Origin of the sequence: Peribacillus sp. B-H-3 (assembly GCF_048572925.1) — a bacterium.
Lineage (GTDB): Bacteria > Bacillota > Bacilli > Bacillales > DSM-1321 > Peribacillus.
On the sequence record NZ_CP183879.1, the window covers coordinates 4395001 to 4408951 of the forward strand.

The 13951-nt window shown below is 42.1% G+C and carries 13 protein-coding genes, 1 tRNA gene and 1 rRNA gene (1 of these 15 cut by a window edge); 4 read left to right on the plus strand and 11 right to left on the minus strand.

From position 1 onward, the window contains the following. Positions 1-532: ribosomal RNA gene (locus ACN6MY_RS21935) — 16S ribosomal RNA — on the minus strand (it extends 1019 nt beyond the left edge of the window). Between the two features lie 501 nt (positions 533-1033). On the opposite strand from ACN6MY_RS21935, the gene ACN6MY_RS21940 reads away from it, so the two are divergent. After that, positions 1034-1225, plus strand: a complete 192-nt coding sequence (locus ACN6MY_RS21940) for a hypothetical protein (protein WP_419882042.1) — start codon at positions 1034-1036, stop codon at positions 1223-1225. Between the two features lie 52 nt (positions 1226-1277). Here ACN6MY_RS21940 and ACN6MY_RS21945 read toward each other — a convergent pair whose 3' ends face one another. From ACN6MY_RS21945 to ACN6MY_RS21960, 4 genes are all read right to left on the minus strand, one after another. After that, the gene (locus ACN6MY_RS21945) at positions 1278-2198 is read right to left on the minus strand and encodes a DMT family transporter (protein ID WP_419882043.1); all 921 of its coding nucleotides are present in this window, start codon (positions 2196-2198) and stop codon (positions 1278-1280) included. 194 nt (positions 2199-2392) lie between these two features. Next, positions 2393-2563 (minus strand): hypothetical protein, encoded by a 171-nt coding sequence (locus ACN6MY_RS21950; protein WP_170846107.1) that lies wholly within the window; start codon positions 2561-2563, stop codon positions 2393-2395. 409 nt (positions 2564-2972) lie between these two features. Then, a complete protein-coding gene (locus ACN6MY_RS21955; RefSeq protein ID WP_419882044.1) occupies positions 2973-3185 on the minus strand; it encodes a hypothetical protein in 213 nt (70 codons plus the stop codon). Positions 3186-3409: 224 nt separating this feature from the next. Continuing rightward, positions 3410-3482, minus strand: a tRNA-Ala gene (locus tag ACN6MY_RS21960). A 172-nt stretch (positions 3483-3654) separates the two neighbouring features. Here ACN6MY_RS21960 and ACN6MY_RS21965 point away from each other — a divergent pair. Then, a complete protein-coding gene (locus ACN6MY_RS21965) occupies positions 3655-3876 on the plus strand; it encodes a small, acid-soluble spore protein, alpha/beta type (RefSeq protein ID WP_419882045.1) in 222 nt (73 codons plus the stop codon). A 94-nt stretch (positions 3877-3970) separates the two neighbouring features. Here the strand turns inward: ACN6MY_RS21965 and pstA are convergent, their stop codons facing one another. From pstA to ACN6MY_RS21990, 5 genes are all read right to left on the minus strand, one after another. After that, positions 3971-4900: a phosphate ABC transporter permease PstA gene (gene pstA, locus ACN6MY_RS21970; RefSeq protein WP_419882046.1), complete on the minus strand. Its 930-nt coding sequence runs from the start codon at positions 4898-4900 to the stop codon at positions 3971-3973. Then, positions 4897-5796 carry a phosphate ABC transporter permease subunit PstC gene (gene pstC, locus ACN6MY_RS21975; protein ID WP_419882047.1) on the minus strand — a complete coding sequence of 300 codons (900 nt, stop codon included), beginning with the start codon at positions 5794-5796 and terminating at the stop codon, positions 4897-4899. Before pstC ends, pstA begins: the two co-directional genes overlap by 4 nt. Before the next feature lie 70 nt (positions 5797-5866). Beyond that, positions 5867-6763 (minus strand): phosphate ABC transporter substrate-binding protein PstS family protein, encoded by an 897-nt coding sequence (locus tag ACN6MY_RS21980; RefSeq protein ID WP_071350849.1) that lies wholly within the window; start codon positions 6761-6763, stop codon positions 5867-5869. Between the two features lie 353 nt (positions 6764-7116). Then, positions 7117-10056: an OmpL47-type beta-barrel domain-containing protein gene (locus ACN6MY_RS21985; protein WP_419882048.1), complete on the minus strand. Its 2940-nt coding sequence runs from the start codon at positions 10054-10056 to the stop codon at positions 7117-7119. Positions 10057-10323: 267 nt separating this feature from the next. Continuing rightward, positions 10324-10752, minus strand: a complete 429-nt coding sequence (locus tag ACN6MY_RS21990; protein WP_419882049.1) for a cell wall hydrolase — start codon at positions 10750-10752, stop codon at positions 10324-10326. 283 nt (positions 10753-11035) lie between these two features. On the opposite strand from ACN6MY_RS21990, the gene ACN6MY_RS21995 reads away from it, so the two are divergent. Both ACN6MY_RS21995 and ACN6MY_RS22000 read left to right on the plus strand, forming a co-directional pair. Then, positions 11036-11203, plus strand: a complete 168-nt coding sequence (locus tag ACN6MY_RS21995) for a hypothetical protein (RefSeq protein ID WP_419882050.1) — start codon at positions 11036-11038, stop codon at positions 11201-11203. A gap of 398 nt (positions 11204-11601) precedes the next feature. Then, positions 11602-12996, plus strand: a complete 1395-nt coding sequence (locus ACN6MY_RS22000) for an amino acid permease (protein WP_419882051.1) — start codon at positions 11602-11604, stop codon at positions 12994-12996. Between the two features lie 226 nt (positions 12997-13222). Here ACN6MY_RS22000 and chbG read toward each other — a convergent pair whose 3' ends face one another. Next, a complete protein-coding gene (gene chbG, locus ACN6MY_RS22005; protein WP_419882052.1) occupies positions 13223-13933 on the minus strand; it encodes a chitin disaccharide deacetylase in 711 nt (236 codons plus the stop codon). Positions 13934-13951: the final 18 nt, after the last annotated feature.

Genomic DNA, 13951 nt, shown 5'->3' on the forward strand with positions numbered 1-13951 from the left:
GGCTGCTGGCACGTAGTTAGCCGTGGCTTTCTGGTTAGGTACCGTCAAGGTGCCAGCAGTTACTCTGGCACTTGTTCTTCCCTAACAACAGAGTTTTACGACCCGAAGGCCTTCTTCGCTCACGCGGCGTTGCTCCGTCAGACTTTCGTCCATTGCGGAAGATTCCCTACTGCTGCCTCCCGTAGGAGTCTGGGCCGTGTCTCAGTCCCAGTGTGGCCGATCACCCTCTCAGGTCGGCTACGCATCGTGGCCTTGGTGAGCCATTACCTCACCAACTAGCTAATGCGCCGCGGGCCCATCTGTAAGTGACAGCCGAAACCGTCTTTCCATCTTTCCTCATGCGAGGAAAGAACGTATCCGGTATTAGCTCCGGTTTCCCGAAGTTATCCCAGTCTTACAGGCAGGTTGCCCACGTGTTACTCACCCGTCCGCCGCTAACTTCAGGGAGCAAGCTCCCATCCATTCGCTCGACTTGCATGTATTAGGCACGCCGCCAGCGTTCGTCCTGAGCCAGGATCAAACTCTCCGAAGAAATGTTTGACTTGCTCATTTGCTTTTAGAGTGTGTGCTCACTATTTTAAAACGTTGGCGCTTAGTTTTGTTCAGTTTTCAAAGAGCAATTACGATGTATTATTTTGTCGTTTCTCGTAAGAGGCGACTTCTATAATTTATCACATCTTAAGTTATTTTGTCAACAACCTTTTTTAAAAATTCTTTCGGTTTGTTTCAGCAAATAACTTGTTGTCTCAGCGACATGTATTAATATATCACGGTTAAAAAATGATTGCAATATATTTTTAATACTTTTTTCGAAAAATATTCAAGCCCTCAATTAGCCTTGCAATAACTGCTATTACTGCAACACTCACAGAAAGGCTGATCAACTTTCTTATTTTATCCTTTTAACCGCTATTTGACTATAACTTTCCTTAAAGGCATCTCTTTCAGCGGATATGTCTTAGGCTGTATGTTAGCTAGCATATTCCGCATGGCTTACGCATACATTTTATAAATCACAATTTGAGGTGTAGCAATGATTCCTTCTATCGGACTAGTAATCTCTTACTTAATGGCTTTGTACTTATTTAACGTCGCTTATTTCGAAGCAATTAAAATCAGCAATCAAGAAGGAAAAGTAAATGGCGCACTGTTAATCATGAGCGCCACTATGGCCATTGTATTCACAGAGTTCAGTATGGTATTCCACAATCAATCTTTTGTATAATATAATAAAGAAACGCAGCAAGCCCCTAAAGCTTGCTGCGTTTCTTTTTATATTACCCGGACTTTGCTTCCAGACCTTCTGCATCTTTTTCTTTGATCTTGCTTTTATTTGTTTCAGCCAGAAACAATATCAAAGCAGCCAGAATAATAGCTCCCCCTGTAATTTGAGGCCATTTTACACTTTCACCCAGAAGAAAATACGCTAAAATAGACGCGCCGACCGGCTCAAGAAGAATTGCCATAGATATAACAGTCGTACTGATCCATTTTAAGGACCAATTGAAAAGCGAGTGTCCAAGAAGGTTCGGAAAAACAGCCAGTAATATAAAATACACCCAATCGAGCCTTGGATAAGGACCCAGCTCCTCTCCTGATAACAGCACATACACAAACAATGTGACTGTGCTGGCTGTATAAACAAGAAAAGTGTAGGTTCCAGAGGATATTCTTTTTCTTACATGCTGCCCAAATAGTAAATAGGCGGTTACCAGCCCGCAGGCCAGCAAAGCAAGGATATCACCCCACAGCGCCATGCCGTTTAACCGAAAGTCACCCCAGCTTATAAGCGCACATCCGCAAATAGCTACCGCTCCGCTCGCTATCGTTTTAAACGAGAAGCGTTCTTTAAAAAAGAAGTATGCACCAGCAAAAGCAAAAATAGGCTGGACAGTGACAAGAACAGTCGAACTTGCTACAGATGTAAAGTTGAGCGATTCAAACCACAGAATGAAATGAAATGCTAAAAATACTCCAGCTGCTGCAGAATAAATGGCATCCCGTTTTTTGACCAGGAGAATTTCAAATCGGTACTTCGTTATAAAAACCGGCAGCATCAGCAGCACTGTGAATAACAGCCGGTAAAACGCAATGACCCCTGATCCGGCCGTCGATGCCTTTACCAGTATTGCAGAAGCAGAAACAGATAGCACTCCAATCATTAAAGCAATATAGGGATTTATTTTAGGCTTCTGCATAATAATTCCTTTCTGAACACTCAGCAATTGAATTCATTTATAGATGACCTGATACAATTCTGCAGGCTGATAAAATATTATGTACAGCCGGGCCTGCCGGAAAGCAAATATGCAATTTTCCAAAAAAAGCCGTGTGAAAAAGCTCATTTTCTAAAAGAAGTGAGCTTTTTGGGAATATGAATTCATTCTGGCGCTTATAGGGTTAGAAATTCATCTTCAAAATAAAAAGTAGTAGGGTTTTCCTTGATGGTATACGAATATTTCTTCATGTTTGCAACATATTGCCATTTATTGATGGTAACTGTTTCTCCAGACGTTTTTAATTTCACTTTTTCTCCGGTTTGGTACTTGTTTTTAACTGCCACAATTACACCTCTTCTTTATAAGTAGAAACATTCCATAGTCTGCGTGCATTTTGCCAATTCATCCAGTCGGTAAAGCAGCTTAAACATATAGCTCAAAATCCTGGCAGGAAATTCCTGCTGCTTTTCCAGGATAGAGCGTTACTTTTACTATTAAAAAGTGATAGCCGGCATTAAAGGTATTAACAGACGTCTCCTTTAAACCCTCATTTAGACAAAAGGTGACACCATTCCTCCAATCCACTTTCATTAAATTTGCCCTAAAAGTATACTCAATCTCTATTTTACCATTATTGCACCAAATAATCTTTTATATAAATAAACAAATGTCAGGATAAATCGAAATTGCATCCAAAAAAAGGCTTCCTCACTGTACTGGCAGTAAATGCAGGATAAAGAAAAAAACATCCGATTAATCGGATGCATATTTCATTATGCCATGTAAATAGACACTATCTTCCTTCTCGATATACTCCCTTAATTTAATTTTTCCTTCTGATTCCAGCTCTTTGGCCATGGCTTTAATTTTACTTCCGTCTTCTAAAGTGCTTTTAGGAATTTCTACTGAAAAAAAATTCCCTCCGCTGGCATTTTGCATATTTTTGAATAACGAAATTTTATCCATTGGACATCCCCTTTACTATCTTTTCGGCAAACAAGGAAAATATCCTTCTTTTGCAGCAGATACTGGCTAAATTTACACTCTTCTGCCAAAGCTGCATTATTATCTAAAGAGGATTCCAAAAAACAGGCTTCGCTGACTTTCAGCAAGCAGCAGGATATCCGCGCGCAAGATTAACAGATCAAAAAATAAAGAACCCTTGCAAATTCCAAGGGTTCTAAGAAAAATGGAGCATAGCGGGATCGAACCGCTGACCTCTACGCTGCCAGCGTAGCGCTCTCCCAGCTGAGCTAATGCCCCGTATGTATCAGGTACAATTTATATTTTATCTTTTTTTTGTAAAAAGTCAATACTTTTTTAAGAGTAAATCTGCAGACAGATTTCCTGCTGGATATTTAACCAGCATTTACAAAGTATTCTTTCCCGGATTGAAGGAAGATTAAAAGTATACCAACAAAGGAGGTGAAAACACATGGCAAACCGCAGTGGTGGAAGAAATCAATTATTAGTTCAAGGTGCAGAACAAGCTCTTGAGCAAATGAAGTACGAAATCGCTTCTGAATTCGGTGTACAGCTTGGAGCAGATACTGTTTCTCGCGCGAACGGATCAGTAGGAGGCGAAATCACTAAGCGTCTTGTGGCTACAGCTCAGTCTCAATTAGCTGGACAATCAGGAACTTTCGGTACTCGTTAATCTAACTGAATAAAATGGCATTGGCTACCTGTTTTTAGCAGGTAGCCTTTCTCAAAATAAAGGCTCATCCTGAGTTTGGATGAGCATGTTGTTCTTATGCAGCATTTTTTAAGACTTTATTTAGTTTCTTCTTCTTTTTTGATCCTTTGAAATGCTTATCAAGTAAATTTGCTGCCAGGCGGGCCGAAATGTTGAAAACCAGCACCATAATAATAAGTACGGCAGCAGACCTTGTTGCAATTAAACGGGCATCCGGAACGATCCCTTCAGAATTCAGCTTCCAGATATGAACAGCGAGTGTTTCAGCCGGTCTGAAGATGTTAAAAGGATTAACAGGACTGGACAAATCAGCAGCAGAGTTTAGCATCGGCGTCGTAAGCCCGGCTGTATAAATAAGAGCAGCCGCTTCCCCGAATACTCTTCCTGCTGTCAATATGATGCCTGTAATGATTTCACGTGAAGCAAACGGCAGCGATACCTTCATTAATGTCTGCCATCTCGTCGCTCCCATCCCGAGACTCGCTTCCTTTATGCTTGAGGGAACAGAGCTTATGGCCATTTCACAAATCCTGGATAAGCTGGGCAGATTGAGTATGGTAATAACCAGCGCTCCGCCTATCAGTGTGTAGCCCCATTTTGCCAGTGTTACAAAGATCAGCAATCCGAAAAGCCCGACTACAATAGAAGGAAGTGAAGCCATAGTTTCTATACAAAGTCTTACAAAGTTCAAAAACCGCCCTTTTTTCGCATATTCAGCAAGGTAGATCCCAGCTCCCAGCCCTAAAGGAACTGAAATAATCAATGAAAGCACAAGCAGGTAAAAGGAGTTAAACAGCTGCGGGCCAATGCCGCCTCCTGCCATCGTATTGCTCGGTGTGCCAAAAAGGAAATCCGGATCCCAGAAACCCCAGCCCAGTGCCATGATTTTTCCGACTAAAAAAACAAGCAGAGTGATGACCGCAACAGCAATGATATAAAATATTCCAGTCCAGATATTATTTATAACCCGCGCTTTATTTTTCATGTTTGTTCCGCACCTCTTTTTCCAATCATTCTGATGATGAAAATAAACAAGAAAGAAATAAGCAGCAAAATCATGGCCAATGTCCATAATGCATTATTCCAGGCTGTGCCATTAAGCGTGTTGCTCATATCCATAGTGAGGATTCCAGTTAAAGTCGCAGTTGGACTATAGAGGCTGTCGGCCATTTTGACTGTATTTCCGATAACCATTTGAACAGCCAGGGCTTCACCGAATGCTCTTGCCAGACCTAACACAATCGCTGTTAATATTCCCTTTTTGGCTGCTGGCACGATAATTCTGCTAATAGCCTGCCAGCGCGTTGAGCCAAGCCCATAGGAAGCTTCCAGATATTCAAATGGAACACCCTTTACAGCATCATCCGCAATGCTTGCAATAGTGGGCAGAATCATGATGCTCAGTACAATAATTCCTGCAATCAGACTGAATCCTACACCGCCAAATTGGTCACGCAGCAGCGGAACCAGTATGGTAACACCCAAAAATCCGTATACTACCGACGGCACCCCAACAAGAAGCTCAAGTACCGGTTTCAAAACTTTCGAACCGAATTTCGGTGCAATGTAATTATTAAAAACGGCTAATCCAATAGCCACAGGCGTACTGAGCACAACCGCACCTATTGAAACAAAAGCAGACCCCATTATGAATATTAGCGCACCATAAGATTTGTCTTTAGGATCATTAGGACTCCAATTTTTAGACGTGAGCATTTCTGTAATTGAAAGATGGCTTTGCAGGAATGACTGAATGCCCTTGCCGCATATGAACACAATAATGGATAATGTGGTCAGCACAATCAGCAGTCCGCAAATCGTTACAAGTGTTCGTCCAAGGTATTCACTCGTAACATAATTTATTGATTTTTTTTCCTTCATCCCCGAACCCCCTTACCATTGACTGCAATGAAAGAAGGCTGACTGTCACAGCCAGCCATTCTAGCAATTTTTATTTTAAGTCTGACATTGGAATATAACCCATTTCTGTTACCTTATCTGCAAATTTATCTCCTGTTACATAATCAATGAAGCCTTTAATGCCGTCTTTAGGCTGGCCATCTGTAATCATGTACTCATAAGACCAGAATGGATATTTTTTATTAACGATATTATCTGAAGTTGGTTCAACATCGTTAATTTTTAAAGTCTTAAGGCTGTCCTTTTTATCTCCTACTAAATAGGATAGGGCAAGGTAACTGATAGAACCTTTTGTAGAGTTTACAGATTGCTCAACCGCACCATTTGAATCCTGCGCAGTACCGATGCTGTCATCAATCTTAACTCCGCCCATCATTGTTTTTTCAAAAGTTGCACGTGTACCGGATGATGCCGGGCGATTTATCACATTGATTTTTTCATCGTTTCCGCCAACTTCTTTCCAGTTCTTGATTTTGCCTGAAAAGATCCCCTGGATTTGATCTTCTTTTAAGGTTTCTACTGAAACATCTTTATTTACAACTAACGCAAATCCTATTCCAGCTACTTTTGTATCTACAAGCTTGTCGGCTTTTGATTTATCTTCTAATTTATCGGCTGAAGGAACATCAGAATTCCCGATATTCACAGCGCCGGCTGCTACTTGATTAACACCTGTTCCGCTTCCGCCGCCTTGAACAGTTACAGAGAGATTAGGGTAAGTTCCTTGAATTTCATTGGCTGCTTCTTCAGCTAGAGGCTGAAGTGCTGTTGATCCGGCTGCAGTAACAGTTCCTGAGTAAGCTGTTTTATTATCATCAGTTTTTTTTGCATTATCGCTGCCTTTTGAATCGTCAGCTTTTCCGCATCCTGCAAGTGCTCCTGCCATTACTAGAGCAGCCATAGATAATTTCAAACCTGTAATCTTCATTAAATTTCCCTCCGTTAATAGCTTTTTATCTTTCTAGTACTTTGTACTCTCTTTGGGGTACAATCTCATATTAATGGTCAATTGTTATGCCAATATGAACTCTCTTTGAATTCTATGTAAATATTTTTACTATTGTTTTAAGGGGGACTCATGGCTAAAAGACGCCTTACTAATTAAGAAACCCAAAGTTATCGGGAGGGACGGCCTTTATTTCACCAGAAAAAGAACCTGTGAATATTAGCCATTACTTTACATGGAGTTTACAATCCGAACACTTCTGGCAGGAGTGCCATTTTTTATGCATAAAAAAAGAAGACTGCAGGCAATATATGCAGCCTTCTCTACTATGCTATTTACTGTCCTTGAATATAATCAATGTCTTGAATGATGATGTCAGCAAATTCTTTATCGATGAATATCTTTTTCAGCGTTCTTACTTCAGTTTCAAGGACCTTAAGCTTTTGGTCTATCACTTTCTGATTCTTAGCTTGCTGGATAGATGCAATCTGCGCTTGCAGGCTTTTTGCAATTCCTTTATTCTCGAATTTGCCCTGCTTGACTCCTATGTCAATAAGCTCATCAAGGTGATCTATATCGATCTTTGATTCGAGCGTATAGGTTTCTGCTATTGTATTTCCCGCTTCGTCCTCAGCAGTGACTTGAAGTTTATGCTTTCCTGCTGTTAAATTCAATGGCGAAACAGCCTGCAAATCTGAAATCACTGTATTATCCAGTATATATTTAACCGATTTCACTCCGCTTAGCTGATCTGCTGCTGTAATTTTTGCAGGTATTGCTGAGTCTGTCTGGTAAAATGATGCCTGTCCATCCAGCGTTATTTCCGGGGCATGCTTGTCGATCCAGACCTGAACAGATTTCACGCTTTCCACATTGCCTGCTAAGTCATAAGAACGGAATTCTACTATATTCTTCCCTTCATCTGAAATGGCGGCATATCCACTTGAAACAGTCCACTCTCCTCCATTAACTCTGTATTCGGTCTTGGCAACACCTGTACCGCTGCCATCGTTAGCGGAAAAGGCAATTTGAACAGTTTCCTTATTATAAACACCCGCTCCAAGCTTGCCGCTGCTTGTAACTGCAGTAACTGGCGGGGCAGCATCTGCAGACTGTATCTGTTCTATAGACACTGGTTTTAATTGATAAGCACCATTAAAAATAGAAGAAATACCTGTAATGTTGACCTGGGAACCTGCAGGATACAATTGTGTTAAACGGTCATAAGAAATGCCTGTCCTGCCGTCAATGCGCACAATGGATTCCTTTCCTTCGGGACTCGCGGCCGTAAATTGAAAAGTGCCTGAACCATTCGCAGGATCATATTTTACTATTTTAAGATTTTCCAGCGTGATAAGCTGCCCTTGATTTTCGTCATTCACAGCATCTTGTACACGAGGCTCAACGCTTGCTGTTCCCGTCTTTTTCAGAGCGACAGGGTCTGTCAGCTCCACTTCTGAATTATAGGTTTTCTTAACCGCAGTTATCTGGACTTTGTCTCCTTTATGATATCCTGCTTCATTTTGGTACACATAAGTCCCGCCTGAGGCATCTTGAAGATAAAAGCCCATTCCTCCGAACACTCCTGGCTCAGAAGTAATCGTTCCTTCAACGGTAACAAGTGTGCCATCCGCGCTTTTTCTTGCATCATTAACAGTTATTGCATCCGGAATGGCAGGCTTGTCCTCAGGAAGCGGTTCTGCCGGCACATCCGCAATTGTTACCGCTTCTGTAACTGCGTTATTGCTGCCTTGCTTCAGCCTTAAGCTCGCAGCACCTTTTGTTCCATTAATATGAACGGTCAGGTCTTTATAAGCTTTTCCCTGGTCATTGGCCGTAACGGAAAAATCAGAGCTGTAGCCCTCTGTTTTAGGCCAGGAGCCATCTTCATTTTTCACCTTAGCAATCTGTGTTCCACCTGATAAATATATGCCCAGCTTTAAGCCTGAAACTGTTTGTCCCGGGTTCAAGCCGCTCAATGAAACCCTGATTTGAAAATCCTGGGATGAAGGCAATGTGCTTTGGTGAATTAGGCTGTATGCAGGATTTGCTGCAGGTGCCTGGGATGAACCATATGATCCTGGCTTGAAGGTGGAAGGATCATACCATTTGTACCCTGCTTGAGGCTGTGACCATGGCTCAGCCTGAGGTTCTGTTGTCGTAGCAGGATTTTCGTTTTCCGCTTTAGTGGCATCAAGAATCAATGGAGTCTTCTGATCCAGTTCGATTCCAGCCTGGCTGAAGTTTGTATAGCTTTCCTTTTCAGCAAGCCATTCAACTGTCTGCACAAGGAATGTGCTGTCGTTTGCTTCTTTAAATCCATCATAGGTAGTTTTCTTTTGTCCCGTTTCCTCTCTAAGGTATTTCGGTGAGGCATCCTCTACAGGAGAAGAATCTCCAATAAATGCAGCTTTTCCTCCGCCAAGCTTGGAAATTGCCGCAAACGGTCCCTCTGCTTTTCCACCGCCGCTGTAAACTCCCTTATCAACAGCTGAGCCCCAGGAAGGTGGATTTTGCGGAAGATAAACCAGGCCCTTGGCTTTTGATGGATCTAAAACAGCCAAAGTAGAACCGGCATGGACTGCTACTGAATTCACACCTTCTGTAATGCCAAAAGACTGTGCAGGAGCTGAAATATCCGACGCATTTACATCACCTACTGCGTTATAGCGGAAACGGATTCCAAAGTTGCTTCCCATCCAATCCGAGCTTTGCACCCCTTGCATCGCCGGGGAATTAGCTTCTTCCTGAGTCATCCCTTTTGAAGGATTATCAAAAGCCCCGCGCCGGTAGCCATTCATTACTTCAGATGCATCCCAGCGATTTTTATTGCGGTCAGCATTATAATGGTCAGCAATGAAAAAGATGCTTCCTCCATTTTGCACATATTGGATCATGGCATCCTGCTCTGATTTTTTATAAGGAATATTTGCTTCACCAATTACGAATACATCATAGTCCTTAAGTTTATCAAAGGTAACGGCCTGTTCACCGTAGTTAAAAGGAATATTGCGGGATAATTCCGATACTGCGAACCCTTTTTCCTTTAGGCCATTAGCAAAATCCGAGAATCCCCCATCAATCACCCAATCCGCTGCTCCGGATGTCTGGCCATGAGTATTGTCAAATAGCACCTTTTTTCCAGTGCCATCAGGCAGCACATTGTCAGCAGCTGCAGCATGGGCATTTGAAGGCGCAAAGCCAAGAGCATTCGCAACCACCATGAGTGTTAAAACCGCAATAGTAAGCCACTTACCGTTAAACCATCTCTCCATTCGTGAATTCCTCCTGAAATTTTTTTGTATTCAACTTGATTATACTTAGTAATAATGTCAATTTCTTCATTATTATTGCCGAAATAGAATATTAATTTTTGAAATTTCAGAATAAAATAGTCTATTTGATTCTTGTCTTTACCAAAATAGGCAAAAAGACCTTCCTGCTTCTATATGAAATAGATTGTCCAAAAGATTCATACTGATCACATCTGGCATGGCAAATAAAAAAGCGCTGCTTAAAGAGCGCTTTTCCTGGCATTCCAATTAAAAAGTGTTATAAACATTTTGGCAGGTTTCAGCTGTCGGTTCATAAAAACAATGAAGTTTATAGCGTCCAACAAAGGGCTGATTGTACCACTGAGAAGGACAATTAGCCGGCGGCCTAAAATACCATAAGCTGTACTTGCCCGGCCACTGCTGTTCTCCATTAATGCTCCTTCGCGCGAGACGCCTTTCCTTGTCCCTGGCACGCTGATAGAAATATCCATGGATCGTGGCTTCAAAGGCATGCGGCTGATAAACCATTTGGGGGATTGTGCGCAATCCTTTAAAATCCGAGCAATTGGCCCTGATTCTGTTGATGCCCACATTACCGACCAGAAGCATTCCTTTAACTCCCTCTCCTTCCCCTTCAGCCCTGAGCAAACGTGCTAAAAGGTCAATGTCTGCAGTTGTCGATTTTACGACTGCCATGATGCAACGCCTCCTATCTAAACATTTATATGGGTTTTTACTGAATGAATGACAGAGGATAAGCAGTTTTTTTATCCCGTTTTAAAGAGCAGCAAAAAGCATGCTGCCCCAAACTGGACATTTGCTGCCAATAAGCTACTTCTTAAAGAAAATGTCCGAAAGTAAACTTATTGTGCCTGTGCAGAGCGAAAGAAAAGGAATAAAATTACATATCCATACTTTTTATTCGCTTCTATAGGCATTATGATTAATTGAAAGCATTCCAATGAAAAGGAGGCGCGGGATGTCGGATTCACAGAGAAAGAAGAAGAAGAAAAAAGAAGAAGAAGAATCCTTTCTTTCTGAATTATTTGGAGAGCTTGTCGGATCACTGATTGAATATGTCATTTTTTGGCCATTTAAGCTTGCTGGAAGGGCTATCGAAAAACTTCTGGGAGGATTTTGGAACTAAAAAGCCTAACTGGCATATATCCTTCTTTGTGGCATTCCCTGCATAAGGTGTGCCATTTTTATCATTCAATATATCTATTTTACGGAGGATTTCTTTACAAATTAACCAGAAAGATATACTATTATCAAATAATATTAATAGAATATTATAATAATTTTTTCCCATGTTCCAGAGCGATTTTATTAGACTTGCCTCTGTTAAAGTTAAAGCTTAAACTTGATGTTGAACCAGCGGAATCCTGGAGGAAAAGAAGATTTAGGGAAATTACTCTGAAAAGGCTTACAAAATCAGGAATTACTTGAGCTATGAATTGGCATTAAAACTGGACATGTATTTCTCATCGTATTAATGTAACACTAATATACTATATTACATAATTAAAAGAAAAGGTGAAGGCTATGAAAAAGAACAGCGATGACTCTCTTTTGCAGAGAGGCTTGGAACAAAGGCATATCACCCTGATGTCTTTAGGAGCGGCAATAGGCGTCGGATTGTTTCTCGGTTCATCATCTGCTATTAAATTGGCAGGCCCGGGAATTCTCTTGGCTTATACTGTCGGAGGAATCATCATTTATTTTATAATGAGGGCCCTTGGCGAGATGGCGGTCAAAAATCCTGTTGCAGGATCCTTCAGCCGTTATGCCAGAGAAACCATCAGCCCGCTTGCAGGTTTTATAACCGGATGGAATTACTGGTTTTTATGGATTGCTACCTGTATGGCTGAAATTACGGCAGTAGGCATTTACATGCAATTCTGGTATCCGGGAACGCCTGAGTGGGCTTGGGCGCTTGGAGCACTTATTTTAATGACACTTATCAATTTCCTTGCAGTCAAGGCATACGGGGAATTGGAATTCTGGTTTTCACTTATTAAAATTGTCACAATCATCTTAATGATAGTCATCGGCCTTGGCATGATCATTTTCGGAATCGGAAATGGCGGACATGCATTGGGATTCAGCAACCTTTATAAAAATGGCGGTTTCTTTCCTCATGGACTGAAAGGTGTGCTTTTATCCTTCCAGATGGTCATGTTTGCTTATCTCGGTGTAGAAATGCTTGGAGTCACGGCAGGCGAAGTAAAAAACCCCAAAAAAGCGATAAGAAAGGCCATCGATACAGTATTCTGGAGAATTCTCATTTTTTATGTGTTCTCACTGACTGTCATTATGTCCATTTATCCCTGGGACGAAATCACTGCCCGCAATAGCCCGTTTGTCTTGACCTTTGAGAAGATTGGCATTCCGGGAGCAGCAGGCATTATTCAGTTTGTTGTACTTACGGCAGCACTTTCCTCCTGCAACAGCGGGATTTTCAGTACAGGAAGAATGCTGTTTAATCTTGCACAGCAGGGAGAATCGCCAAAAGGCTTCAAACGGACTAATAAAGGCGGCGTTCCGGGCCTTGCTGTCATTGTTTCGTCAGCCGTGCTATTGATCGGGGTATACTTGAATTACAGCCTTTCCAAGCATGTGTTCAGCTATGTCACCTCCATAGCAACATTTGGGGCCATCTGGACCTGGGGAACTATTTTGGTCACCCAGATGGTATCAAGGCATAGGATGAGCGCTGAAGAAAAGAAAATGCTTCAGTACAAGATGCCGTTTTACCCTTACTCTTCATATATCTCGCTTGCGTTTTTGCTGTTAGTGACCATTTTATTGGGATTCTCAAAAGATACGAGGATTGCTTTAATCATCGGGCCGCTCTGGATCGGGCTTTTGGTAGTCATCTATTATGCGGCCGGACTTAAGAATCGGAGCTATCAGGCTGCCGCATCAGCAGAAAAGTAATAAGAAGCCCCCGCTTTAATGAGCGGGGGCTTTCTTATTACTTCTAAATCCAGCTCCAGCGCCTAGCCCCTCGAGGTCATAAGTCATGTAAGCAGTGAAGGCAAATAGCGCCTTCTCTTCTTACCTGCCTTATGCTGGTCAGAGGCCCCCAGGATGGGGGTCACAAAGACGTTGCCGCAGGACGCGGCGCTTTTAGTCTTTGTTCCGCTATTCAGGCGCTTCCGCTTTATAGTTTGGCTAGTGCCACATTTTTTGGCAGGACGGTGTTTGTTAATATTGATGTTTCGCGCAGACGGGCCAGATTGTAGGAAGATCCCTCCATGATAGAGGTGTCCAAATATGCCGGGTGGCACATCACTTCAACAAGGGCATTGTCGGATACTTTTTCATGAAGCTTATTAAAGTAGTCCTCTATTGCTCCTTCTCCATAAAAGTCATCTAAAAACACGTCAGAAAAATAGAATACACCCTCCTGCCCGTTTCCCGTTTTCCGAAGCGGCAAACGGTATTTCTTTGAAAGCGAGTCAGCAACAGGCATGATTTCCTTTGTACCGTGCATATGGTGATGGCTGTCAAGATGGGTGGGCTCTAAACCGGATGAAAGGAAAGCCTCAATTTGAGCGGACCATTCACGTTCTATTTCATCCAGTGAAAAGCCGCCATCTTTCAATAGCTGTGACTGTTTCTTAAAATTACCGTTTTGATCCGTCAAACTCCTCACATCCTTCAGCAGCGGACTTCCGCAGGTTAAGACAAGATGGATGCCTGTCTTTAACGAAGGATACTCTTTCGCAAGCTGAATGGCATGTTCGGTTCCTTCCATATTCATCATCATTGTCGCAGAATTCACGATACCAAGAAGGTGACTGTCGAGTATCCCATAATTCACCCCTCTTGAGTATCCAAAATCATCTGCATTCACTATTAAATGAATCATTTACCCACTCCCCGCCGT